A 21,910-nucleotide genomic window follows, 5' to 3' on the forward strand; every position below is an offset into this window, starting at 1 on the left:
CACCGACTGGAAACGGGGGGTGCGCGGGCGGGAGACCTCCCGCCCGCGCACCCCCACAACCCGCACCGCCCAACGAACCGTCATCGAAGACTGCGCACGTCCAAATGCCGAAGCACCCGGTCCACGATCTCCGGATCCGCCCCGGGTTCACTCCGCGCGGCCATCACCTCGTGCCGCGCGGCACTCAGCATCTCCCCCTGGATCCGCCGCACCCGCTTGAGCCGGCGCACCCGCCTCTCGTGCGCGTCGCGCCGCTCGTCCTCCCCCATGTCCGGACTGATCCGCAGCCCGATGTCGAAGGCCCGCCGCGCCATCTGCTCGGACAGGTCCTCCGGCAGGTCCTCGACCGACTCGATCTCCTTCAGCCGCCGCTTGGCCGCCTTGGCCGCCCGCACGGCCAGCTGCTTCTCGAACTCCTTCTCCCGCTCCGTGTCCGCCCGCACGCCCAGCCGCTTCACCAGCCACGGCAGGGTCAGCCCCTGGAGCACCAGCGTCGCCATGATCACGCCGAAGGCGATGAAGACGATCTCGTTCCGGTCGGGAAACGGCGACCCGTCGTCGGTCCTGAGCGGAACGGCCAGCGCAAGCGCCACCGACGCCACGCCCCGCATCCCGGACCACCACATCACGACGGTCTCCCGCCAGCTCGTCGGGATGTCCTCGTCGTAGTCCCGCCTGGCGTGCAGCCGTTTGGTCAGCCAGGTCGCCGGCATCAGCCACAGCAGGCGTACGAGGACCACCACGCCCGCGATGGTGGCCGCCCAGCCGAGCAGCTCGCCCCACCGCCCGGACGCCGTCCGGATCGCGTTGTGCAGCTCCAGGCCGATCAGCCCGAACGCCACCCCCGTGACGAGCGTGTCGACGATGTCCCAGAAGGTGTGCCCGGCGAGCCGCGTCATCACGTCGTCCGGGTGGGAGGCGTACTCGGCGAGGAAGAGCGCGGTGGTCAGCACGGCGAGCACCCCGGAGCCGTGCAGCTCCTCCGCGAGCACGTACGAGGCGTACGGCACCAGCAGCGTCAGCCCGATCTGAAGGGTGGCGTCCTCCAGCACGTCCATCAGCCAGTTCGCACCCCAGCCGAGTGCCAGTCCCACGACCACGGCGACCACCGCGGACAGCACCAGGTCCAGTCCGGCCCGCCACGGCGAGAAGCTCCCGCTGACCACGGCGGCGATCGCCACGTGGTACAGCACGATGGCCGTGACGTCGTTGAACAGCCCCTCGCCCTCCAGGATCGACACCAGCCGGCGCGGCAGCCCGAGCTGTCCGGCGACGGCGGTCGCGGCGACCGGGTCGGGCGGGGCGATCAGCGCGCCCAGCGCGACGGCGGCGGCGACCGGCAGTCCGGGCACGATCGCGGAGGCGACGGCGGCGACGCACACCGTGGTGACGAACACCAGGGCGACGGCGAGCAGGAAGATCGGCCGTTTGTTGGCGGTGAACTGCCGCCAGGACGTCCGCCGCACCGCCGCGTACAGCAGCGGCGGCAGCAGTCCGGGCAGGATCAGCTCCGGCGGGATGTTCACGTTCGGGACGAAGTCGGCCACCGCGAGCACGATGCCGAGCAGCGTCATCAGCACCGGCGCCGGCACTCCGAACCGGTCCCCCACCGGCACACTCACCAGGGCCCCGAGCAGCAGCACGAACAGCAGGGCCAACTGATCCACGGCCAGCGCTCCGGGGTCGACGTCACACAGCAGGCCTCAAGCCTGCCACGTCCCTGCGGTCACCGGCCGTCCGGCACCCGCCGGGACTACAGCGTGCGCCGCATCGCCCGGTGCGGGATGCCCGCCTCCGGGTACTGGGGCCCGTACGCCGCGTAACCGAGCCGCTCGTAGAAGCCCAGCGCGTGGGTCTGCGCGTGCAGGTCGACGGCCGTCAGCCCGCGCGCGCGTGCCGCGTCCTCGATGGCCCGCACCAGGGCCACGCCGACGCCCAGGCCGCGTGCCTCCCTGGTGACGGCGAGCCGTCCCAGGGAACCCACCGAGGCGTCCCCGCCGGTCTGCGCCGCGGCCGCCGCGCCGTACAGCAGCCGTCCGGTGCCCAGCGGCACGCCGTCCTCCCGGACCGCCAGGACGTGCACGGCGGCGGCGTCGTGGGCGTCGTACTCGATGTCCTCGGGGACGCCCTGTTCGGCGACGAAGACCTCCTTGCGCACCGCGAAGCAGGCCACCCGGTCGGCCGGGTCCTCGGCGATCCGCACGGAGTACGGCGTGCCACTCATCCGTAGGTCTCCTCGCGGACCTGGTCGAGCGCCGTCTGGAGGTCCTCCGGGTAGCCGCACTCGAACTCCACCCACCGGCCGTCCCCGGGGTGCTCGAAACCGAGCCGTACGGCGTGCAGCCACTGGCGGGTCAGGCGCAGCCGCTTGGCGAGCGTGGGGTCGGCGCCGTAGGTCAGGTCGCCGACGCACGGGTGGCGGTGGGCGGCCATGTGGACGCGGATCTGGTGGGTGCGGCCCGTCTCCAGCTTCACGTCCAGGAGGGAGGCCGCGCGGAACGCCTCGATGAGGTCGTAGTGGGTCACGGACGGCTTGCCGTCCGCGGTGACGGCCCACTTGTAGTCGTGGTGGGGGTGGCGGCCGATGGGGGCGTCGATGGTGCCGCTGGTCGGGTCCGGGTGGCCCTGGACGAGCGTGTGGTACCGCTTGTCGACCGTGCGCTCCTTGAACTGGCGCTTGAGCGACGTGTACGCGTACTCGGACTTGGCGACCACCATCAGGCCGGACGTGCCCACGTCCAGGCGGTGCACGATGCCCTGGCGCTCGGCGGCCCCGGAGGTGGAGATCCGGTACCCGGCGGCGGCGAGGCCGCCGATGACGGTCGGCCCGGTCCAGCCCGGCGACGGGTGCGCGGCCACGCCCACGGGCTTCACGATCACGACCACGTCATCATCGTCGTGCACGATCTCCATGCCCTCGACGGGCTCGGCGACGATCTGCACGGGCGCGGGCGCCCCCGGCATCTCGACCTCCAGCCAGGCACCGCCGCGCACGCGCTCGGACTTGCCGACCACCGAGCCGTCCACCTGGACCTTTCCCGCCGCGGCCAGCTCGGCCGCCTTGGTACGGGAGAAGCCGAACATGCGGGAGATGGCGGCGTCGACGCGCTCGCCCTCCAGGCCGTCGGGCACGGGCAGGGTACGGATCTCGGGAAGCGTGCTCACCCGACGAGTATGCCGGACGGGTCCGACGGCCCCGAACGAGCCTGTGGACAACGCGGCCTGTGCACAAGCCGGCCAGGCCTGCCGGACCGGCCGGACGGGCCCGGGGCCTCAGTCCTTGTGGACCGTGCCGTCCGGGTCCAGGCCGCGGAAGGACAGCAGCACGATCAGGACGCCGCCGCAGACGATCGCCGAGTCGGCCAGGTTGAACACCGCGAAGCCCTTGGGCGCGATGAAGTCGATGACCTCGCCCTGGAAGATCCCCGGCGAGCGGAGGATCCGGTCGGTCAGGTTGCCCAGCGCGCCGCCGAGCAGCAGGCCCAGCGCGATCGCCCAGGGCAGGCTGTAGAGCTTGCGGGCGAGGCGGACGATCACCACGATCACGGCGGCCGCGATGACCGTGAAGATGACCGTGTAGGCCTGCCCGAAGCTGAAGGCCGCGCCCGCGTTGCGGATGGCGGTGAACTCCAGCCAGTCCCCGAGGACCTTGACCGGCGCGTGGTGCTCCAGCTTGGCCACCACGATCAGCTTGCTGATCAGGTCGAGGGCGTAGGCGAAGGCGGCCACCGAGAACAGCACCGCGACCCGGCGCCGCCCCCGGGGCTGCTCGGCCGGGGTCGTCGCGGTCCCCGCGCGCGCGGGGGTCTCATCGTGTCCCGCTCCCGAAGCATCCGGGGTGTCCGGCGTACCGATGATGTGTTCCGCCTCTGCCACGTGAGTCCCTCAACCTAGGTACCTGACTTCACACGAGACTACGGCACGCCCCGGCGGGCCCCCGTGCAGGTCGGCACCGGTTCAGTACCGGCGTTCCTGCTTCTGCTTGCACTCCACGCACAGGGTGGCCCGCGGGAAGGCCTGCATGCGGGCCTTGCCGATGGGGTTGCCGCAGTTCTCGCACAGACCGTACGTGCCCGCGTCCAGCCGTTCCAAGGCTCGCTCGGTCTGGATGAGCATCTCGCGCGCGTTGGCGGCCAGCGCCATCTCGTGCTCGCGCGTGATGTTCTTGGTGCCGGTGTCGGCCTGGTCGTCGCCGGCACCGTCCCCGGAGTCCCGCATGAGCCCCGCGAGGGACTGCTCCGAGTTGGTGATCTCGGCGCTGAGCCGCGCCTCCTCGGACTGGAGCTCGGCACGCGCCTCCTCCACCTCCTCGGAGGTCCAGGGATCCTCACCGGGGCGCACCGCGAGGTCGCCGGGGTCCACCGCGGCGAAGCGTGCCTTGGGGACCGCGTTCTTCGCCGCCGTGGCCGTGCCAGGAGTCTTCTTCGCAACCACCGTCGTGGCTCCCGTCTGCTTCGCGGCCTGCGCCGCGCCCGCCTTCTTGGCCGAACTCTTCCCGGCCACCGCCTCCTCGGTGCCCGCCTGCTGCGCTGCCGCCCGCGCGGCGCCCACCTCCGCGGCGCCGCCCCCTCCCGCACCGGCCACGCCGGCCCCGGGCCCACTGCCGCCCGGTTCCTTGCGGCCGGTCTTCCTGCCGCCCGGTTCCTTGAGGCCGGGTTTCCTGCCGCCCGGCGCCTTGACCTGGGATTCCTTGCCGCGCGGTCCCTCGGCGCGGGGTTCCTTGCCGCCCCGTGCCCTGGTGCCGGGCTCCTTCGTCACGGTTTCCTCGGCGCCCGCCTTCTCGGTCGTGGCTCCGCCGGCGCCGGTCCTCCTGGCCGCGTCCTTCCGCGGTCCGCTCTTCCCGGCCGGGACGGCGGTCCTCCCGGAACCGCTCTTGGCGGCTGCCGCCGTCTTCTTCGCGGCGCCCTTCCCCGCGCCGGCTCTCGCCTCCTCGTCACCGGCCGTCGCCTTGCCGGCGGTGGCCTTCCTGGCGACCGGCTTCTTCCCCGCCCCACCCGCACTCTTCTCGGCAGCCCCCTTGACGGAGGACTTCGTCCCTCCGGAGGCACCCGCAACCGCTCCCCTGGCCCTGCCGGGCGCCGCCGACTGCTGTACGGCGGTCTTCTTCGCCACCATGGCCGCGGCCCCTTCACATATTGTGATCTTGTTCGCGAATCGTGCTGGGACGATAAATCGACTTGAGTCCCGCGGCAACGGGGCACGCCGCCCGATTCGCCCACCCCGCGACCCCCGCGCGACAAGCATGCATGCGTTGTGCCCAGCTCCCCGCCGGGTAATCCGCCGAGCCGGGCATCCCAGGATCCGAACACGCGTACCTCGCCATTCAGGGCACATTCAGGACATACCAACCCTTCCCCATCGGTCGCCTCCCCGCACCCGAAATCGGTCTGCCGCTGTCGCCGGGGCGCCGTACACTGGGCGAAGCGAAAAGCGTGGATGGGGACGAGTAGCGGCGTACGCAGCCCAGAGCGACCCGGGGACGGTGGAAGCCCGGGGGCGAGCGCGACGCGAAGATCACCCCGGAGCCGCCGGAAGAAAGCCCCAGCGCAGGCCCAGGGGCCGGTAGAACCGGCATCGCGACCCCAATGAGGGGGCTCACCGGCGCATACCGCGCACGGGGAGCCAAGGAGGGTGGTACCGCGGGAGCGCGCCGCACCCGGCGCACGTAGCACATACGGCTCTCGTCCCTCCGACGGAAGGCAGCAAGTCCGTTGGAGGAAGCTCGCTGATGACAGCGCCGACGTACCGCCAGGTACCCGCCCAGGTCGACCTGCCCGCGCTCGAGCACGCGGTGCTCGACTTCTGGCGCGAGCAGAAGATCTTCGCCAAGACCCTGGAGCAGTCCGAGGGCCGCCCGGAGTGGGTGTTCTACGAGGGCCCGCCCACCGCCAACGGCATGCCCGGCGCCCACCACATCGAGGCCCGCGTCTTCAAGGACGTCTTCCCCCGCTTCCGCACCATGCGCGGCTACCACGTGGCCCGCAAGGCCGGCTGGGACTGCCACGGCCTCCCGGTGGAGCTGGCGGTCGAGAAGGAGCTGGGCTTCTCCGGCAAGCAGGACATCGAGGCGTACGGCATCGCCGAGTTCAACGCCAAGTGCCGCGAGTCGGTGACCCGGCACACGGACGCCTTCGAAGCCCTCACGACCCGCATGGGGTACTGGACGGACATCGACGGCGCCTACCGCACCATGGACCCGACGTACATCGAGTCCGTCTGGTGGTCGCTGAAGGAGATCTTCGACAAGGGCCTGCTGGTCCAGGACCACCGCGTCGCCCCCTGGTGCCCCCGCTGCGGCACGGGACTGTCGGACCACGAGCTGGCACAGGGCTACGAGACGGTCGTCGACCCCTCCGTGTACGTCCGTTTCCCGCTCACCTCCGGTCCGCTCGCCGGCCAGGCCGCGCTCCTGGTGTGGACGACGACCCCCTGGACCCTGGTGTCCAACACGGCGGTCGCCGCGCACCCGGAGGTCACCTACGTCGTCGCCACCGACGGCGAGGAGAAGCTCGTCGTCGCCGAGCCGCTCGTCGCCAAGGCGCTCGGCGAGGGCTGGGAGACCACGGGCCAGACCTTCACCGGCGCCGAAATGGAGCGCTGGACGTATCAACGTCCGTTCGAGCTGGTTGAGTTCCCGAGCGTCAGCGAGGGAACCAATGGGCACAGTCCGGAACCGGCCCATTTCGTCGTCAACGCCGAATACGTCACGACCGAGGACGGTACGGGCCTGGTCCACCAGTCCCCCGCCTTCGGTGAGGACGACCTCAAGGTCTGCCGCGCCTACGGCCTGCCGGTCGTGAACCCCGTCCGCCCGGACGGCACCTTCGAGGAGGACGTCCCGCTGGTCGGCGGCGTCTTCTTCAAGAAGGCCGACGAAAAGCTCACCGCGGACCTCCAGCAGCGCAGCCTGCTCTTCAAGCACCTGCCGTACGAGCACAGCTACCCGCACTGCTGGCGCTGCCACACCGCGCTGCTCTACTACGCCCAGCCGTCCTGGTACATCCGCACGACGGCCATCAAGGACCGGCTGCTGGAGGAGAACGAGCGGACCAACTGGTTCCCGGAGACCGTCAAGCACGGCCGGTACGGCGACTGGCTGAACAACAACATCGACTGGGCACTGTCCCGCAACCGCTACTGGGGCACCCCGCTGCCGATCTGGCGCTGCGAGGACGACCACCTCACCTGCGTCGGCTCCCGAGCGGAGCTGACCGAGCTGACCGGCACCGACCAGTCGGGGCTCGACCCGCACCGCCCGTACATCGACGAGGTCACCTTCGCCTGCCCGCAGTGCGCGAAGACGGCCACGCGCGTGCCGGAGGTCATCGACGCCTGGTACGACTCGGGCTCGATGCCGTTCGCGCAGTGGGGCTACCCGTACCAGAACAAGGAGCTGTTCGAGAGCCGGTACCCGGCGCAGTTCATCTCCGAGGCCATCGACCAGACGCGCGGGTGGTTCTACACCCTCATGGCCGTCGGCACCCTGGTCTTCGACAAGTCCTCGTACGAGAACGTCGTCTGCCTGGGCCACATCCTCGCCGAGGACGGCCGCAAGATGTCCAAGCACCTGGGCAACACGCTGGAGCCGATCCCGCTCATGGACCGGCACGGCGCGGACGCGGTCCGCTGGTTCATGGCGGCCGGCGGCTCCCCGTGGGCGGCCCGCCGGGTGGGTCACGGCACGATCCAGGAGGTCGTCCGCAAGACGCTGCTGACCTACTGGAACACCGTCGCCTTCCAGGCGCTGTACGCCCGCACCTCCGGCTGGGCGCCCAGTGCGGCCGACCCGGCCCCGGCCGACCGTCCGCTGCTGGACCGCTGGCTGCTGTCCGAGCTGCACGCGCTGACCGACCAGGTCACCCAGGCCCTGGAGGCGTACGACACCCAGCGCGCCGGCAAGCTGCTGTCGGCGTTCGTCGACGACCTCTCCAACTGGTACGTCCGCCGCTCCCGCCGTCGCTTCTGGCAGGGCGACAAGGCGGCGCTGCGCACCCTGCACGAGGTCGTCGAGACGGTCACCAAGCTGATGGCCCCGCTGACGCCGTTCATCACCGAGCGGGTCTGGCAGGACCTGGTGGTGCCGGTCAGCCCCGGCGCCCCCGAGTCCGTGCACCTGGCCTCCTGGCCCGAGGCGGATCTGTCGGCGATCGACCCGCAGCTGTCGAAGCAGATGGTCCTGGTCCGCCGCCTGGTGGAGCTGGGCCGCGCCACGCGCGCGGAGTCGGGCGTGAAGACGCGCCAGCCGCTGAGGCGCGCGCTCGTCGCGGCAACCGGCTTCGACGCCCTCGACACCGAACTGCACGCGCAGATCACCGAGGAGCTCAACGTCGAGGCGCTCGCCTCGCTGAGCGAGGTCGGCGGCTCGCTGGTCGACACGACGGCGAAGGCGAACTTCCGCGCGCTGGGCAAGCGGTTCGGCAAGCGCGTCCAGGACGTGGCGAAGGCCGTCGCCGCGGCCGACGCCGCCGCGCTGTCCCTGGCGCTGCGCGAGGGCACCGCGTCGGTGGAGGTCGACGGGGAGACGATCACCCTCGCCCCCGACGAAGTGATCATCACCGAGACCCCGCGCGAGGGCTGGTCGGTGGCGTCCGACTCCGGTGCCACGGTCGCGCTGGACCTGGAGATCACCGAGGAGCTGCGGCAGGCGGGCCTGGCCCGTGACGCGATCCGGCTGATCCAGGAGGCCCGCAAGAACAGCGGCCTCGACGTGGCCGACCGCATCGCGCTGCGCTGGACCTCCACGGACCCGGCGGTCGTCGCGGCCCTGACCGAGCACGCGCCCCTGATCGCCGACGAGGTCCTGGCCACGGCCTTCGTGAATGAGCACGGTTCGCAGGGCGAGGCGGACGGCTCCTACGGCGACCCGTTCACCGACGAGGGACTGTCCCTCACCTTCCGCCTGCGCAAGGCGTAGGCAGCGGCAGCGGCAGCGGCAGCACCACGAAGGCCCGGCCCCCTGGGGGCCGGGCCTTCGGCGTCACCGGCGTCAACACGCGTAAATAGGGCGGGACCCCGGACCGAAGTCCGGGGTCCCGCCCTGAACGCTGCCGACGCCTAAGGCGTACTACTGACCGTGCCGGCCGTCAGTTGTCGTCCTCATCGATCAGGAACCCGCGCATCGGCGAGGGAGCCTGGCCCATGGGCGACGGGCCCTGCGGACGGACCGGAGCCATCGGCTGGGTCATCGCCGGGGTCATCTGCTGCTGGCCGCCGTAGGACGGGGCAGCGGGGCTCGGCGGACCGCCCATGGGCTGGTTGCCGCCGTAGGACGGGGCGCTCGCGCCGGCCGGAGCCATGGAAGGCGCCGGGGACGGCGGGAGGGAGGCCGTGGCCGGAGTACGCGGCGGGGCCAGGGAGTCGTCGGCCTGGGTCTCCAGCTGACGCAGCTGGGACTCGAGGTACGACTTCAGGCGCGTGCGGTACTCGCGCTCGAAGCCACGCAGGTCCTCGACCTTGCGCTCCAGCGTGGCGCGCGCGGACTCCAGGGAGCCCATGGCCACGCGGTGCTTCTCCTGCGCGTCCCGCTCGAGCGCGTCGGCCTTGGCGCGGGCGTCACGCTCGAGACCCTCGGCGCGGCTGCGGGCCTCGCCGACGATCTTGTTGGCCTCGGAGCGGGCCTCGGCGATCGCCTGGTCGGCGGTCTGCTGAGCCAGCGAGAGGACTCGGGCGGCGCTGTCGCCACCGGGGCCCTGACCGGGGCCGCCCATCGGACCGCCCATGGGGCCGCCCATCGGACCGCCCATCTGCTGCTGCATGGGGGGCTGACCACCCATCGGGCCCTGACCCATCGGACCCTGACCCATCGGACCCTGACCCATCGGGCCGGGACCCTGCGGACCCGGACCCTGACCGCCGGGACCGGCGGGCAGCTGCGGGGCACCGCTCGGCAGCTGGGGCGGGCCACCCATGGGGCCACCCATCTGCTGCTGCGGCGGGCCCGATATTCCGGCGGGCACCGGAGCGCCGGGACCTCGCATGCCCTGCTGCGGCATACCGCCCTGCTGCATACCACCCTGCGGCATGCCGCCTTGCTGCATACCACCCTGCGGCATACCGCCCTGCTGCATGCCGCCCTGCTGCTGGTCCTGCTCCGGGGGCTTGCGCATGTTCTGCTGGTTCTGCGCGGCCGCGCGCGTGGCCGCGGCCAGCTTGGCGCGCAGGTCCTCGTTCTCGCGGAGCAGACGGGTCAGTTCGGCTTCGACCTCGTCGAGGAAGGCATCGACCTCGTCCTCGTCATAGCCTTCTCGGAGGCGGACGGTCGTGAACTGCTTGTTCCGCACGTCCTCGGGGGTCAACGGCATCTCTTCACCTCAACGTAGTCATCGGCAGTCGGCAAGACCGTATCGTCCACAGTTCACCCCATCAGGTTTCCCACGATGGAGATCAGGATGTAGACGATGATCATCAGTACGAAGAAGGACAGGTCGAGCGCCACGCCCCCGAGACGCAGCGGCGGAATGAACCGCCGCAGAAGCTTCAGCGGTGGATCGGTGACAGTGTAGGTGGCCTCCAGTACGACCACCATGGCCTTGCCGGGTTGCCACGAGCGGGCGAACTGGAAGACATAGTCCATGACCAGCCGGAAGATGAGCACGATGAGGAACACCATCAGCGCGATGTAGATCACCTGCGCGAACACGCTCATGGATTGTGCTTCCCTCTCCCCTGCTTCGTGCTTCGTTCCGGTCGTACTTCTCAGCTCTGGTTGAAGAACCCGCCCTCTGCGATGCGGGCCTTGTCCTCCGCCGTGACATCGACGTTAGCAGGAGACAACAGGAACACCTTCTGCGTCACCCGCTCGATACTGCCGTGAAGACCAAACACCAAACCGGCCGCAAAGTCGACAAGTCGCTTCGCGTCCGTGTCATCCATCTCGGTCAGATTCATGATCACCGGGGTGCCCTCGCGGAAGTGTTCCCCGATGGTACGGGCCTCGTTGTAGGTCCGGGGGTGAAGCGTGGTGATCCGGTAAGGCTCTCGTTCCGACACGACCTTGGGCATGATCACCGGTGCGTTCTTCTCCAGGGACTGACGTTCTTGTGTGATGGACGCCACGGGCGCGATCCGCGCCGGGCGTCCCGATTCCGCGGGGAGCGAAGCGGCATGAGGAATCGGGTCGCGCGGCGCGGGTGGCTGCATGACTCGTACCGATTCGTCCCTTTGGGACTGATGCGACTGGTGTGACGGCTCATGCCGCCGATGGTCTCGCTCGGGCTCCGGGTCCAGTTCGGGCTCGAAGTCGTCGTCGGGGTCAAAACCGCGGCCGTCGTACCCATCGTCCTCCACGAGGCCGAGGTAGACCGCCATCTTGCGCATCGCGCCGGCCATGCTCTGAGTCCTCCGCTCTGTGGTGGATCCGCTGACGACCGCCAAGTGCCCGCGATCCACGAGGTCGTTCTGCACGCCTTTCGGCGACATTGACCATATTTTCTGCTGTGGTCCGACTTCTTGGCGACGTTACCCGAGCTTGGGGCGGACTCCGAGTACCGCGGTGCCGATGCGTACATGTGTCGCTCCGGCGGCCACGGCGTCCTCGAGGTCCGCACTCATCCCTGCGGACACCATGTTCGCAGCCGGATGGGCCCGGCGCAGGTCAGTCGACAAATCCATCATCCGCTCGAACGCGGCCCGTTGGCGCCCCGCGTACTCCCCGGTGAGCGGCGCGACGGTCATCAGTCCGTCGAGCCGCAGCCCCGGAGCGCGGGCGACGAGGTCGGCCAACTCTTCGATTCCGCCGGGCGCCACGCCACCGCGTTCACCCCTCGCGCTCTCTGCCGCGTCGAGCGCGACCTGGACGAGGCAGCCCAGCTCGCGCCCGGTCCGCTCGGCCTCCTTCGACAGTGCCGTCACGAGCCTGGCACGGTCGACGGACTGCACGACATCGGCGTAGGCGACCACGGATCGCACCTTGTTGGTCTGCAACTGACCCACGAAGTGCCAGGAAAGCGGCAGATCCGAGCAGGCGGCGGCCTTGGGGGCCGCGTCCTGGTCGCGGTTCTCCGCGACGTGGCGCACACCGAGCCCCGACAGGATCCGCACATCGCTCGCCGGGTAGGTCTTGGTGACCACGATCAGGGTCACCTCCTCCCGCTTGCGCCCGGCGGCCACACAGGCCGCCGTGATGCGCTCCTCGACCTTCGCCAGGTTTGCGGCGAGTTCACCCTTACGGTCCGTCATATCCGATCAGTCCAGCCACACATAGCCCGCGAGCCGCCCGGTGGTGCGGTCCCGGCGGTACGAGAAGTGATCGCCCGATTCGAGCGTGCACACCGGCGACTGCTCCCGGTCGCGCACCCCGAGGCGCTCTAGCTGCGCGTGCACTCCGGCGCTCACGTCGACCGCCGGTGTGCCCCAACTCGTCTCGGCGTACGCCGCCGGTTCGACGGCGGCCACCTCGGCGCGCATCGCCTCCGGAACCTCGTAGCACCGGCCGCAGACGGCCGGTCCGGTGCGGGCGACGATCCGGCCCGGCTCGGCGCCGAGCTCGACCATGGCCCGTACGGCGGCGGGGACGACCCCGGCGACCATGCCGGGCCGGCCCGCGTGGGCCGCGGCGGCGACCCCGGCGACCGGGTCGGCGAGCAGCACCGGAGTGCAGTCGGCGGTGAGCACCGCCAGGGCGAGTCCCCGCCGGGCCGTGACGATCGCGTCGACCTCGGGCACCGGCCTCCCCGTGCCCCAGGGCTCATCGACCACGGCCACGTCCGCCCCGTGCACCTGGTTCATCCAGACCACCAGCGCCGGGTCCAGGCCCAGCGACTTCGCGGCCAGTTCGCGGTTATTCCGTACGGCGTCGGGGTCGTCGCCGACCGCGCCGCCGAGGTTCAGCTCCTCGTACGGAACGGCGCTCACCCCGCCCCACCGGTCGGTGAAGGCGAAATGCGCGCCGTTCACGATGTCGTGCCGTCCTATCACGTCAGGAGGATCACTTGAGGAAGTCCGGTACGTCCAGCTCCTCCGCGGCGCTGTCCGAGTAGGTCCGCGGGGCCGGCGGGATCGGCGGGGCGACCGGGATCTCGGCCACCGGCTCCGCCGCGGCGGCCTCCGGCTCCTCCTTGGGCATGACGCTGCCGAGCGAGCCGAAGGACGGGCGGCTCTCGGGCTGCCGTACCGGGATCGGCTCGTCGTGCCGCGCCGAGGACGAGGAGGATGACGACGACCCGAGAACGGTGTCCCGGCGGGCGGGTGGCTGGCCCCCGTCGAAGCCGGCCGCGATCACCGTGACCCGGACCTCGTCGCCGAGGGCGTCGTCGATCACCGCACCGAAGATGATGTTGGCCTCGGGGTGGGCGGCCTCGCTGACCAGCTGGGCGGCCTCGTTGATCTCGAACAGGCCGAGGTCGGAGCCGCCGGAGATGGAGAGCAGGACACCCCGGGCGCCGTCGATGGAGGCCTCGAGGAGCGGCGAGGAGATCGCCATCTCGGCGGCGGCCACCGCGCGGTCGTCGCCGCGGGCCGAACCGATGCCCATGAGGGCGGAACCGGCCTCGGACATGACCGACTTCACGTCGGCGAAGTCGAGGTTGATGAGACCGGGGGTGGTGATGAGGTCGGTGATGCCCTGGACACCGGAGAGCAGGACCTGGTCCGCGGACTTGAAGGCGTCCAGGACCGAGACCTGGCGGTCCGAGATGGACAGCAGCCGGTCGTTGGGGATGACGATGAGGGTGTCGACCTCTTCGCGGAGTTCGGCGATGCCGTCCTCGGCCTGGTTGGCCCGGCGCCGCCCCTCGAAGGTGAACGGGCGGGTGACCACGCCGATGGTGAGGGCGCCCAGGGAGCGGGCGATGTTGGCCACGACGGGCGCGCCGCCGGTGCCGGTGCCGCCGCCTTCACCGGCCGTCACGAAGACCATGTCGGCCCCCTTGAGGACCTCCTCGATCTCCTCGCGGTGATCCTCGGCGGCCTTGCGGCCGACGGCCGGGTTGGCGCCGGCGCCGAGTCCGCGAGTGAGTTCGCGGCCGACGTCGAGCTTGACGTCGGCGTCGCTCATCAACAGCGCCTGTGCGTCGGTGTTGATGGCGATGAACTCGACGCCCTTGAGACCGACCTCGATCATCCGGTTGATGGCATTGACACCACCGCCGCCGACACCGATGACTTTGATGACTGCGAGGTAGTTCTGCGGTGCTGCCACGTCGAAGGCCTCTCGCCTCGAGTTACGTGTCGCCGCCTCACGGCCTTGCCGCGATCCGACGACTGATGCCGAATGGGACGGTCCGAGTGCCGACCCGAACCCTAACGCTGAAGTTTAGGGTTACCAGTGTGCCTGTTCCTTGAAGTCTTCTGAACAGGACACTAAGTCGACAAGTGGCGCACGTTCAACGAACACGCCGAACCTCCCGTTTTTCTTTTCACCCTATGTGATCAGGCATAGCGGTGCCCAACCAGGGTGCTGGCCTGCGCGGATGTGCGTCAACTCCCTGATGACGCAGGCGCGGTGGGAACACTGACATCGAAGTGCCGTGCGTCGGGGGCGGCTTTCATGAGAGCGTTGAGGGTACGGGCCTTCACGCGGCCGTTCTCGTCGCTGCCCCACCGCACCGTGCGCCCGCCGCTCAACTCCAGCGAGATGTCGTCATAGGAACGGACCTTGACGGCCCGCGTCTCGCGCCCGACGGTGGCCGGAATGTCACCGGCCACCCCCACGGCCGCCCGCACCAGACGGTCCTGGTCGAAGCGGCGCAGGCTCGCGGCGGCGGAAGCGGAGCGGGACGGGGTCAATTCCAGGGTCGGAACGCCGTTCGGGGCCTGCGGAACCATGGCGAAGCGGACACCGTCGTCGTCCACTTCGATGAAGTTTCCGCCCTTTTTCATGAGGAGCACCGGGACACGCTCGGTCACTTTCAGCCCGATTCCATGAGGCCAGGAACGGACGACCTGAACCGAGTCAATTCGGGGCAGTTTCCGGCGCAGTCGGGCCTCGATGACATCCGTGTCCACGGAAATCAGCGGCTTGCCGACCGGCACCTGGGCGGCCTGGCGGACCTGTGCGGGCGTCAGGACCACGGTCCCGGAGACCGAGACGCTCTCCACCCGCAGCCACTTGGAGCCGTACAGCAGCCAGACCACCCCGGAGACGAGGAGCACGAGGGCGGCGGCCAGGACGACGACTCCGCGGAGGCGGGGAAGGCGGAGTCTCCCCAACCGCCTTCCCGGCGGCGGGCCGGACGACTCCTGCTGGCGATCACCGCGCTCGGCGGTCGTCGGTCCGGCCACGCTCACTGCCCTCCGTGCATATCGTCCTATCGGCGTGAGGCGATCGCCTCGTACACCATGCCGACGAGCAGGTCGTCGGCGTCCCGGCGGCCGAACTCACCGGCGGCACGGGACATCTCGTACAGCCGGTGCGGGTCGGCGAGCACGGGCAGGACGTTCTGCTGCACCCACTCGGGCGTCAGTTCCGCGTCGTCGACCAGAAGGCCGCCGCCGGCCTTGACCACCGGCTGGGCGTTCAGCCGCTGCTCGCCGTTGCCGATGGGCAGCGGGACGTAGGCGGCCGGGAGCCCGACGGCGGAGAGTTCGGCGACGGTCATCGCGCCCGCGCGGCAGAGCATCATGTCGGCCGCGGCGTACGCGAGGTCCATCCGGTCCAGGTACGGTACCGGGACGTAGGGAGGCATTCCCGGCATCTGGTGCACCTGCGGCAGTTCGTTCTTCGGGCCGACCGCGTGCAGGATCTGGATCCCGGCCTGCTGGAGCCACGGGGCGACCTGCTGGACCACCTCGTTGAGGCGGCGGGCGCCCTGCGAACCGCCGGAGACGAGCAGCGTGGGCAGGTTCGGGTCGAGCCCGAAGCGGGCACGGCCCTCCGGGCGGACCGCGGCGCGGTCCAGGGTGGCGATGGAGCGGCGCAGCGGGATGCCGATGTAGCGGGCGTCGCGCAGCTTGCTGTCGGGCGTGGAGACCGCGACCCGGGCGGCGTACCGCGAGCCGATCTTGTTGGCCAGGCCGGGGCGGGCGTTCGCCTCGTGGATCACGATGGGCACGCCGAGGCGCTTGGCGGCCAGATAGCCGGGCAGGGCGACGTAACCGCCGAAGCCGACCACGCAGTCCGCCTTGGTGCGCTCCAGGATCTGCTCGGCGGCCTTGATCGTGCCGCGCAGCCGGCCCGGGACGGTGATCAGCTCAGGTGTGGGCTTGCGGGGCAGCGGCACCGCCGGGATCAGCGCGAGTTCGTAGCCGCGCTCCGGGACGAGCCGGGTCTCCAGTCCCCGCTCCGTGCCCAGGGCCGTGATCCCCACGGTCGGGTCCTGCCTGCGCAGGGCGTCCGCGAGGGCGAGCGCGGGCTCGATGTGGCCGGCGGTCCCCCCACCGGCGAGTACGACATGCACCGAAATTCACCGCTCTCCGGACGAGCGCGCCACCGAGGCGCGCCGTCGCATCGTGTTCCATCTCCGGGGCCCCCGATTAAACACAGGACCCCCAGCCCCCCGCTTTCTACCAAAGCGAGGTTGCCGCATCGCAAGCGCCGCCCGCGCAGCGGGCTCGTCGCGCGCGAAGGCGATCAGCAGCCCGATGGCGAACATGGTCGGCAGCAGGGCGGACCCTCCGTAGGAGAACAGCGGGAGGGGGACGCCGGCGATCGGCAGCAGACCGAGCACCGCACCGATGTTGATCACCGCCTGGGCGGTGATCCAGGTGGTCACGCCTCCCGCGGCGTACCTCACGAAGGGATCCTCCGTGCGTCCGGCCACGCGGATACCCGCATAGCCTAGAGCCGCGAAGAGGGCGAGCACCGACAGCGTCCCCGCCAGGCCCAGTTCCTCACCGGTGACGGCGAAGATGAAGTCGGTGTGGGCTTCCGGTAGTTGGCCCCATTTTTCCACACTCGCGCCGAGCCCGGAACCGAAGAGTCCGCCGGAGGCGAGCGCGTAGATCCCGTGCACGGCCTGCCAGCAGTCGGCGACCCCGGAGCGGGGCTCGGTGGCGCCGATGCAGGCGAGGCGGGCCATGCGGTTGGGGCTGGTCTTGATCAGGACCACACCGATCAGGCCGGCGATCGACAGCACGCCGACGAACAGCCGGGTCGGCGCCCCCGCCAGCCACAGCAGCCCGAAGAGGATCGCGGTGAGGATGATCGCGGTGCCCATGTCGCCGCCGAGCATGATCAGCCCGAGCAGCAGGAAGGCGACCGGTACGAGCGGCACCAGCATGTGCTTCCACTGGGTCAGCAGCTTCCTGTCGTGCTTGCGCGCGATCAGGTCGGCGCCCCACAGCACCAGCGCGAGCTTGCCGAACTCGCTGGGCTGGATCTGGAAGGAGCCGCCGAGCGAGATCCAGTTCTGGTTGCCGTTGACCGCCATCCCTATCCCCGGCACCTGCACCAGGGCCATCAGGAAGACGGCGCCCGCGAGGATGGGATAGGCCAGCGCCCGGTGCAGCTTCACCGGCATCCGGGAGGCGGCGAACATCAGCCCGCCGCCGATGGCCGCGGCCAGGAACTGCTTGCGGAAGAAGTACGACCCCGGCAGCGACAGCTGGAGCGCGGTGATCTGGGAGGCCGAGTAGACCATCACCAGCCCCAGCACGGTGATCAGCACGCTGCCGCCGAGGATCAGGTAGTAGGCGGTCAGCGGCCGGTCCCAGGCCTTCCGCGCGCGCGTGAAGAGCCGTCGTACGGGGTTGTCGCGCGGCGGCCGGGGGGACGGGGACCGTCTGACGGCCCGCTGAACCGGAGGACGGCCTGTACGGCTACCGGACTTCACCGGCACCTCCCGACCTTCAGCCACATCCGAGTCACGCGTCCCTCCTAGGGCCTGTTCTGAGTTCCCCGTCGTCCGCGCGGAGCGCGGGCGCAGCGGCGTTCGGTGCGTGCGCTCGGTGTGCGGTGTCGCAGGTCATGTGGCGGAGCCACCTGTCCTGCGGCGCCGTGCGCCGAGCGTGCGTGCCGGGCGTCGGGGCGCAGACGGGGAACTCAGAACAGGCCCTGGGGCCCCGAAGCACCCGTGGAGACGGGACCCGTCGTCAGGCGCCCGCGCCGAGTTCGCGAACCGCTTCCGCGAACGCGTCACCGCGCTGGTTGTAGTTGGTGAACATGTCCATGGAGGCACAGGCCGGCGCAAGCAACACGGTGTCGCCGGCGACCGCCAGCCGCTTGGCTTCCGTCACCGCCTGGAGCATCGCCCCAGTGTCGGTCCGGTCGAGGTCGACGACGGGTACTTCCGGCGCGTGTCGCGCGAGGGCCTCACGGATCAGGGCGCGGTCGGCACCGATGAGGACGGCGGCGCGAAGTCGCTTTGCCGACTTGGCGACCAGCTCGTCGAAGGTGGCGCCCTTCGCCAGACCGCCCGCAATCCATACGATCGACTCATATGACGCCAACGAGGCCTCGGCCGCGTGGGTGTTGGTGGCCTTCGAGTCGTCGACGTAGGTCACGCCCTCCAGCTCCGCCACCTTCGCGATGCGGTGGGCGTCCGGGGTGAAGGCCCGCAGGCCGTCCCGTACGGCCTGCGGAGGCACCCCGAAGGCGCGCGCGAGGGCCGCCGCGGCAAGGGCGTTGGCGATGTTGTGCGGGGCAACAAAGTGGGGGCGCGAAGCGCCTTCCTTGGAAGGGCGGTGGTGGGCGACGGGCGGGCCGATGTCGGAGACCTCGGCGAGCTCCTGGGCGTTCTTCTGCCGGTTCTCGACGAAGGCGCGGTCGACGAGGATGCCGTCCACCACGCCGAGTTGGGAGGGCCCGGGGGTGCCGAGGGTGAAGCCGATGGCCCGGCAGCCCTCCTCGACGTCCGCCTCGCGCACCAGGTCCTCGGTGAGCTTGTCGGCGACGTTGTAGACGCAGGCGATCCGATTGCCCTCGTAGATACGGCCCTTGTCGGCGGCGTAGGCCTCCATGGAGCCGTGCCAGTCGAGGTGGTCGGGGGCGAGGTTCAGCACCGCGGCCGAGTGCGCGCGCAGGGAGGGCGCCCAGTGCAGCTGGTAGCTGGACAGCTCCACGGCGAGGACGTCGTACTCCTCGTCGCCGAGCACGGCGTCCAGCAGCGAGACGCCGATGTTGCCGACGGCCGCCGTGCGCAGGCCCGCCGCCCCGAGGATGGAGGCGAGCATCTGGACGGTGGTGGTCTTGCCGTTGGTGCCGGTGACGGCCAGCCAGGGAGCGGCGTCGGGACCGCGCAGCCGCCAGGCGAGTTCGACGTCGCCCCAGACGGGGACGCCGGCCTGCCGGGCGGCGGCGAACAGCGGCTTGTCGGGCTTCCAGCCGGGTGCGGTGACGATCAGTTCGGTGCCCTGCGGCAGGGTGTCGCCGTCACCGAGGCGTACGGTGATCCCGAGCGCCTCCAGCTCGGCCGCCTGGGCCCGTGCCCGCTCGTCGTCGCCGTCGTTGACGACGGTGACCTTCGCACCGAGTCCGTGCAGCACCTTGGCCGCCGGGACGCCGGAGACGCCGAGCCCGGCGACGGTGACGTGCTTGCCCTGCCAGTCGGTCACTTTTCCGCTGCCCATCCCGCGTAGAAGAGGCCCAGTCCGACAATTACACAGATGCCCTGGATGATCCAGAATCGGACCACCACAAGGACTTCGGACCAGCCCTTGAGTTCGAAGTGGTGCTGGAGTGGCGCCATCCGGAAGACGCGCTTTCCGGTGAGCCGGAAGGAGCCGACCTGGATGACCACCGACATGGTGATGAGGACGAACAGACCGCCCATGAGGGCCACCAGCAGCTCCGTGCGGGAGAGGATGGCCAGGCCCGTGAGGACACCGCCGAGGGCGAGCGAACCGGTGTCGCCCATGAAGATCTTGGCCGGCGAGGTGTTCCACCACAGGAAGCCGATGCAGGAACCCATCAGCGCCGAGGAGATGACCGCGAGGTCCAGCGGGTCGCGCACCTCGAAGCAGGCGTTCGGGTTGGTCAGCGTCTGCGCGTTGGCGCAGGACTCCTGGAACTGCCAGACGCCGATGAACGTGTAGGCGCCGAAGACCAGGACGGAGGCGCCGGTGGCGAGACCGTCCAGGCCGTCCGTCAGGTTCACGCCGTTCGACATCGCGAGGATCATGAACAGCGCCCAGATCACGAACAGCACCGGGCCGATCGACCAGCCGAAGTCCGTGATGAACGACAGCTTCGTGGACGCCGGGGTGTTGCCGCGCGAGTCGGAGAACATCAGCGACAGCACGGCGAAGGCGATACCGACGATCAGCTGGCCGGCCATCTTCGCCTTGGCCCGCAGACCCAGCGAACGCCGCTTGACGATCTTGATGTAGTCGTCGAGGAAGCCGACCAGGCCCATGCCCGCCATCAGGCCGAGTACCAGCAGCCCGGAGTAGGTCGGCGGCTTCCCGGTGATCACCTTGCTGAGGAAGTAGGCGGCGATCGTGGCCAGGATGAACGCGATACCGCCCATGGTCGGCGTACCGCGCTTGCTGGCGTGCTCACGCGGGCCGTCGTCACGGATGTACTGACCGTAGCCCTTGCGGGCCAGCAGCTTGATCAGCAGCGGGGTGCCGACCAGCGTCAGGAAGAGGCCGATGACTCCCGAGAACAGGATCTGGTTCATCATCGGGCGGCAACCTCACCCTCGGCACCGCTCTCGACGAGCGCCTGGGCAACGCTCTCCAACCCCACCGAACGGGACGCCTTCACGAGCACGACGTCCCCCCGGCGCAACTCGCTGCGCAACAGGTCGACCGCCGCCTGTGCGTCGGACACGTGCACCGACTCCTCACCCCACGAACCCTCGTTATATGCGCCCAGTTGCAGCCAGGAGGCTTCGACCCCCCCGACCGCGACGAGCTTGCTGACGTTGAGCCGGACGGCGAGCCGCCCGACAGCGTCGTGCTCGGCGAGCGCCTCGTCCCCGAGCTCGGCCATCTTGCCGAGCACCGCCCAGGTCCGCCGCCCCTGGCCCATGGCCGCGAGCGCGCGCAGCGCGGCCCGCATGGACTCGGGATTGGCGTTGTAGGCGTCATTGACGATGGTCACGCCGTCCGGGCGCTCGGTGACCTCCATGCGCCAGCGGGAGAGGGAGCCCGCCTCGGAGAGCGCGGTGGCGATCTCTTCCGCGGACATGCCCAGCTCATGGGCCACGGCGGCCGCGGCGAGCGCGTTCGACACGTGGTGCTCACCGTACAGGCGCATGGTCACATCGCTTGCACCGGAGGGTGTGTGAAGCCTGAATAGGGGTTGTCCGCTGTCCGTGAGTCGCACGTTCTCGGCCCGTACGTCCGCTTCGGCCGACTCTCCGAAAAGGATCACCTTCGCCTGGGTACGGGAGGCCATGGCCCGGACCAACGGATCGTCGGCGTTGAGGATCGCGGCCCCGCCGTCCTCGGCGGGGGGCAGGGCCTCCACGAGCTCGCCCTTCGCCTGCGCGATCTGCTCACGGCCGCCGAACTCGCCGATGTGGGCGGTGCCGACGTTGAGCACGAGGCCGATCCTCGGCGGGGTCAGCTCGGCGAGGTAGCGGATGTGGCCGATGCCCCGGGCGCCCATCTCCAGCACCAGGAAGCGCGTCTCCTCGGTGGCGGACAGGGCGGTCAGCGGCAGCCCGATCTCGTTGTTGAGCGAGCCGGGGGTGAACACCGTCGGCGCCTTGCGCCGGAGCACCTGGGCGATCAGGTCCTTGGTGCTCGTCTTGCCCGCCGAGCCGGTGAGGGCCACGAGGGTCGTGCCGAGCCGTCGTACGACGTGCCGGGCGAGGGCGCCGAGGGCGCTCTGCACGTCCTCGACGACGATCGCGGGCACCCCGACGGGCCGGGACGCCAGGACGGCCACCGAGCCCGCCGCCACGACCTGCGCGGCGAAGTCGTGGCCGTCGACGCGCTCGCCGACGAAGGCGACGAACAGGCTGCCCGGAACCGCTTCCCGGGAGTCCCGGACCACTGGCCCGGTGACCTGGACGGACGGATCCGGTATGTCGTGCGTCTGCCCGCCGACGACTGCTGCGATCTCGGCGAGGGAGAGGGCGATCAC

The 21,910-nt window shown here is 70.4% G+C and carries 18 protein-coding genes; 1 reads left to right on the forward strand and 17 read right to left on the reverse strand.

The genetic code is table 11. From position 1 onward, the window contains the following. Positions 1–80: 80 nt before the first annotated feature. The 5 genes from ABZ915_RS33470 to ABZ915_RS33490 all read right to left on the reverse strand — a co-directional run bounded on the left by ABZ915_RS33470 (position 81) and on the right by ABZ915_RS33490 (position 5,115). Positions 81–1,667, reverse strand: coding sequence for a Na+/H+ antiporter (locus ABZ915_RS33470; protein ID WP_361811011.1), 1,587 nt, complete (start codon positions 1,665–1,667; stop codon positions 81–83). Between the two features lie 86 nt (positions 1,668–1,753). Beyond that, positions 1,754–2,224 (reverse strand): GNAT family N-acetyltransferase, encoded by a 471-nt coding sequence (locus ABZ915_RS33475; RefSeq protein ID WP_361811013.1) that lies wholly within the window; start codon positions 2,222–2,224, stop codon positions 1,754–1,756. After that, on the reverse strand, positions 2,221–3,165 hold the full coding sequence (locus ABZ915_RS33480) for an RluA family pseudouridine synthase (protein WP_361811015.1): 945 nt from the start codon (positions 3,163–3,165) through the stop codon (positions 2,221–2,223). The genes ABZ915_RS33475 and ABZ915_RS33480 overlap by 4 nt, the downstream gene beginning before the upstream one ends. Positions 3,166–3,273: 108 nt before the next feature. Beyond that, positions 3,274–3,876 carry a signal peptidase II gene (gene lspA / locus ABZ915_RS33485; protein WP_361811017.1) on the reverse strand — a complete coding sequence of 201 codons (603 nt, stop codon included), beginning with the start codon at positions 3,874–3,876 and terminating at the stop codon, positions 3,274–3,276. A gap of 81 nt (positions 3,877–3,957) precedes the next feature. Next, entirely contained in the window at positions 3,958–5,115 is a 1,158-nt protein-coding gene (locus tag ABZ915_RS33490) for a TraR/DksA family transcriptional regulator (RefSeq protein ID WP_361811019.1), read from the reverse strand. 613 nt (positions 5,116–5,728) lie between these two features. Between ABZ915_RS33490 and ileS the strand changes: the two genes are divergently transcribed. After that, positions 5,729–8,914 carry an isoleucine--tRNA ligase gene (gene ileS, locus ABZ915_RS33495; protein WP_361811021.1) on the forward strand — a complete coding sequence of 1,062 codons (3,186 nt, stop codon included), beginning with the start codon at positions 5,729–5,731 and terminating at the stop codon, positions 8,912–8,914. A 169-nt stretch (positions 8,915–9,083) separates the two neighbouring features. Here the strand turns inward: ileS and ABZ915_RS33500 are convergent, their stop codons facing one another. The 12 genes from ABZ915_RS33500 to murF all read right to left on the reverse strand — a co-directional run bounded on the left by ABZ915_RS33500 (position 9,084) and on the right by murF (position 21,910). Continuing rightward, the gene (locus ABZ915_RS33500; RefSeq protein WP_361811023.1) at positions 9,084–10,301 is read right to left on the reverse strand and encodes a DivIVA domain-containing protein; all 1,218 of its coding nucleotides are present in this window, start codon (positions 10,299–10,301) and stop codon (positions 9,084–9,086) included. A 53-nt stretch (positions 10,302–10,354) separates the two neighbouring features. Beyond that, positions 10,355–10,645 carry a YggT family protein gene (locus tag ABZ915_RS33505; RefSeq protein ID WP_361811025.1) on the reverse strand — a complete coding sequence of 97 codons (291 nt, stop codon included), beginning with the start codon at positions 10,643–10,645 and terminating at the stop codon, positions 10,355–10,357. Positions 10,646–10,695: 50 nt separating this feature from the next. Then, on the reverse strand, positions 10,696–11,328 hold the full coding sequence (gene sepF, locus ABZ915_RS33510) for a cell division protein SepF (RefSeq protein ID WP_361811027.1): 633 nt from the start codon (positions 11,326–11,328) through the stop codon (positions 10,696–10,698). Between the two features lie 129 nt (positions 11,329–11,457). Continuing rightward, positions 11,458–12,177, reverse strand: a complete 720-nt coding sequence (locus tag ABZ915_RS33515) for a YggS family pyridoxal phosphate-dependent enzyme (protein WP_361811029.1) — start codon at positions 12,175–12,177, stop codon at positions 11,458–11,460. A 6-nt stretch (positions 12,178–12,183) separates the two neighbouring features. Next, positions 12,184–12,915 carry a peptidoglycan editing factor PgeF gene (pgeF, locus tag ABZ915_RS33520; RefSeq protein ID WP_361811031.1) on the reverse strand — a complete coding sequence of 244 codons (732 nt, stop codon included), beginning with the start codon at positions 12,913–12,915 and terminating at the stop codon, positions 12,184–12,186. A 10-nt stretch (positions 12,916–12,925) separates the two neighbouring features. Continuing rightward, positions 12,926–14,137, reverse strand: a complete 1,212-nt coding sequence (gene ftsZ, locus ABZ915_RS33525) for a cell division protein FtsZ (RefSeq protein WP_361811033.1) — start codon at positions 14,135–14,137, stop codon at positions 12,926–12,928. 278 nt (positions 14,138–14,415) lie between these two features. Beyond that, the gene (locus ABZ915_RS33530) at positions 14,416–15,219 is read right to left on the reverse strand and encodes an FtsQ-type POTRA domain-containing protein (RefSeq protein ID WP_361811035.1); all 804 of its coding nucleotides are present in this window, start codon (positions 15,217–15,219) and stop codon (positions 14,416–14,418) included. A gap of 26 nt (positions 15,220–15,245) precedes the next feature. Then, positions 15,246–16,334, reverse strand: a complete 1,089-nt coding sequence (gene murG / locus ABZ915_RS33535) for an undecaprenyldiphospho-muramoylpentapeptide beta-N-acetylglucosaminyltransferase (RefSeq protein ID WP_361811037.1) — start codon at positions 16,332–16,334, stop codon at positions 15,246–15,248. 6 nt (positions 16,335–16,340) lie between these two features. Continuing rightward, complete coding sequence (ftsW, locus tag ABZ915_RS33540; protein ID WP_361811039.1) at positions 16,341–17,714, reverse strand: putative lipid II flippase FtsW; 1,374 nt, start codon at positions 17,712–17,714, stop codon at positions 16,341–16,343. 253 nt (positions 17,715–17,967) lie between these two features. Continuing rightward, positions 17,968–19,443 carry a UDP-N-acetylmuramoyl-L-alanine--D-glutamate ligase gene (murD, locus tag ABZ915_RS33545; protein WP_361811041.1) on the reverse strand — a complete coding sequence of 492 codons (1,476 nt, stop codon included), beginning with the start codon at positions 19,441–19,443 and terminating at the stop codon, positions 17,968–17,970. Beyond that, positions 19,425–20,498 (reverse strand): phospho-N-acetylmuramoyl-pentapeptide-transferase, encoded by a 1,074-nt coding sequence (gene mraY / locus ABZ915_RS33550; protein ID WP_361811043.1) that lies wholly within the window; start codon positions 20,496–20,498, stop codon positions 19,425–19,427. Before mraY ends, murD begins: the two co-directional genes overlap by 19 nt. After that, positions 20,495–21,910 carry a UDP-N-acetylmuramoyl-tripeptide--D-alanyl-D-alanine ligase gene (murF, locus tag ABZ915_RS33555; RefSeq protein WP_361811045.1) on the reverse strand — a complete coding sequence of 472 codons (1,416 nt, stop codon included), beginning with the start codon at positions 21,908–21,910 and terminating at the stop codon, positions 20,495–20,497. Before murF ends, mraY begins: the two co-directional genes overlap by 4 nt.

Origin of the sequence: Streptomyces sp. NPDC046915 (assembly GCF_040644935.1) — a bacterium.
Lineage (GTDB): Bacteria > Actinomycetota > Actinomycetes > Streptomycetales > Streptomycetaceae > Streptomyces.

Excerpts from the sequence above, each read along its gene's own strand:
- ABZ915_RS33500 (WP_361811023.1), bottom strand. The coding sequence starts at position 10,301 with ATGCCGTTGACCCCCGAGGACGTGCGGAACAAGCAGTTCACGACCGTC.
- murD (WP_361811041.1), bottom strand. The coding sequence starts at position 19,443 with ATGGGCAGCGGAAAAGTGACCGACTGGCAGGGCAAGCACGTCACCGTC.
- ileS (WP_361811021.1), top strand. The coding sequence starts at position 5,729 with ATGACAGCGCCGACGTACCGCCAGGTACCCGCCCAGGTCGACCTGCCC.
- ABZ915_RS33505 (WP_361811025.1), bottom strand. The coding sequence starts at position 10,645 with ATGAGCGTGTTCGCGCAGGTGATCTACATCGCGCTGATGGTGTTCCTC.
- sepF (WP_361811027.1), bottom strand. The coding sequence starts at position 11,328 with ATGGCCGGCGCGATGCGCAAGATGGCGGTCTACCTCGGCCTCGTGGAG.
- ABZ915_RS33490 (WP_361811019.1), bottom strand. The coding sequence starts at position 5,115 with ATGGTGGCGAAGAAGACCGCCGTACAGCAGTCGGCGGCGCCCGGCAGG.
- mraY (WP_361811043.1), bottom strand. The coding sequence starts at position 20,498 with ATGATGAACCAGATCCTGTTCTCGGGAGTCATCGGCCTCTTCCTGACG.
- ABZ915_RS33515 (WP_361811029.1), bottom strand. The coding sequence starts at position 12,177 with ATGACGGACCGTAAGGGTGAACTCGCCGCAAACCTGGCGAAGGTCGAG.
- ABZ915_RS33475 (WP_361811013.1), bottom strand. The coding sequence starts at position 2,224 with ATGAGTGGCACGCCGTACTCCGTGCGGATCGCCGAGGACCCGGCCGAC.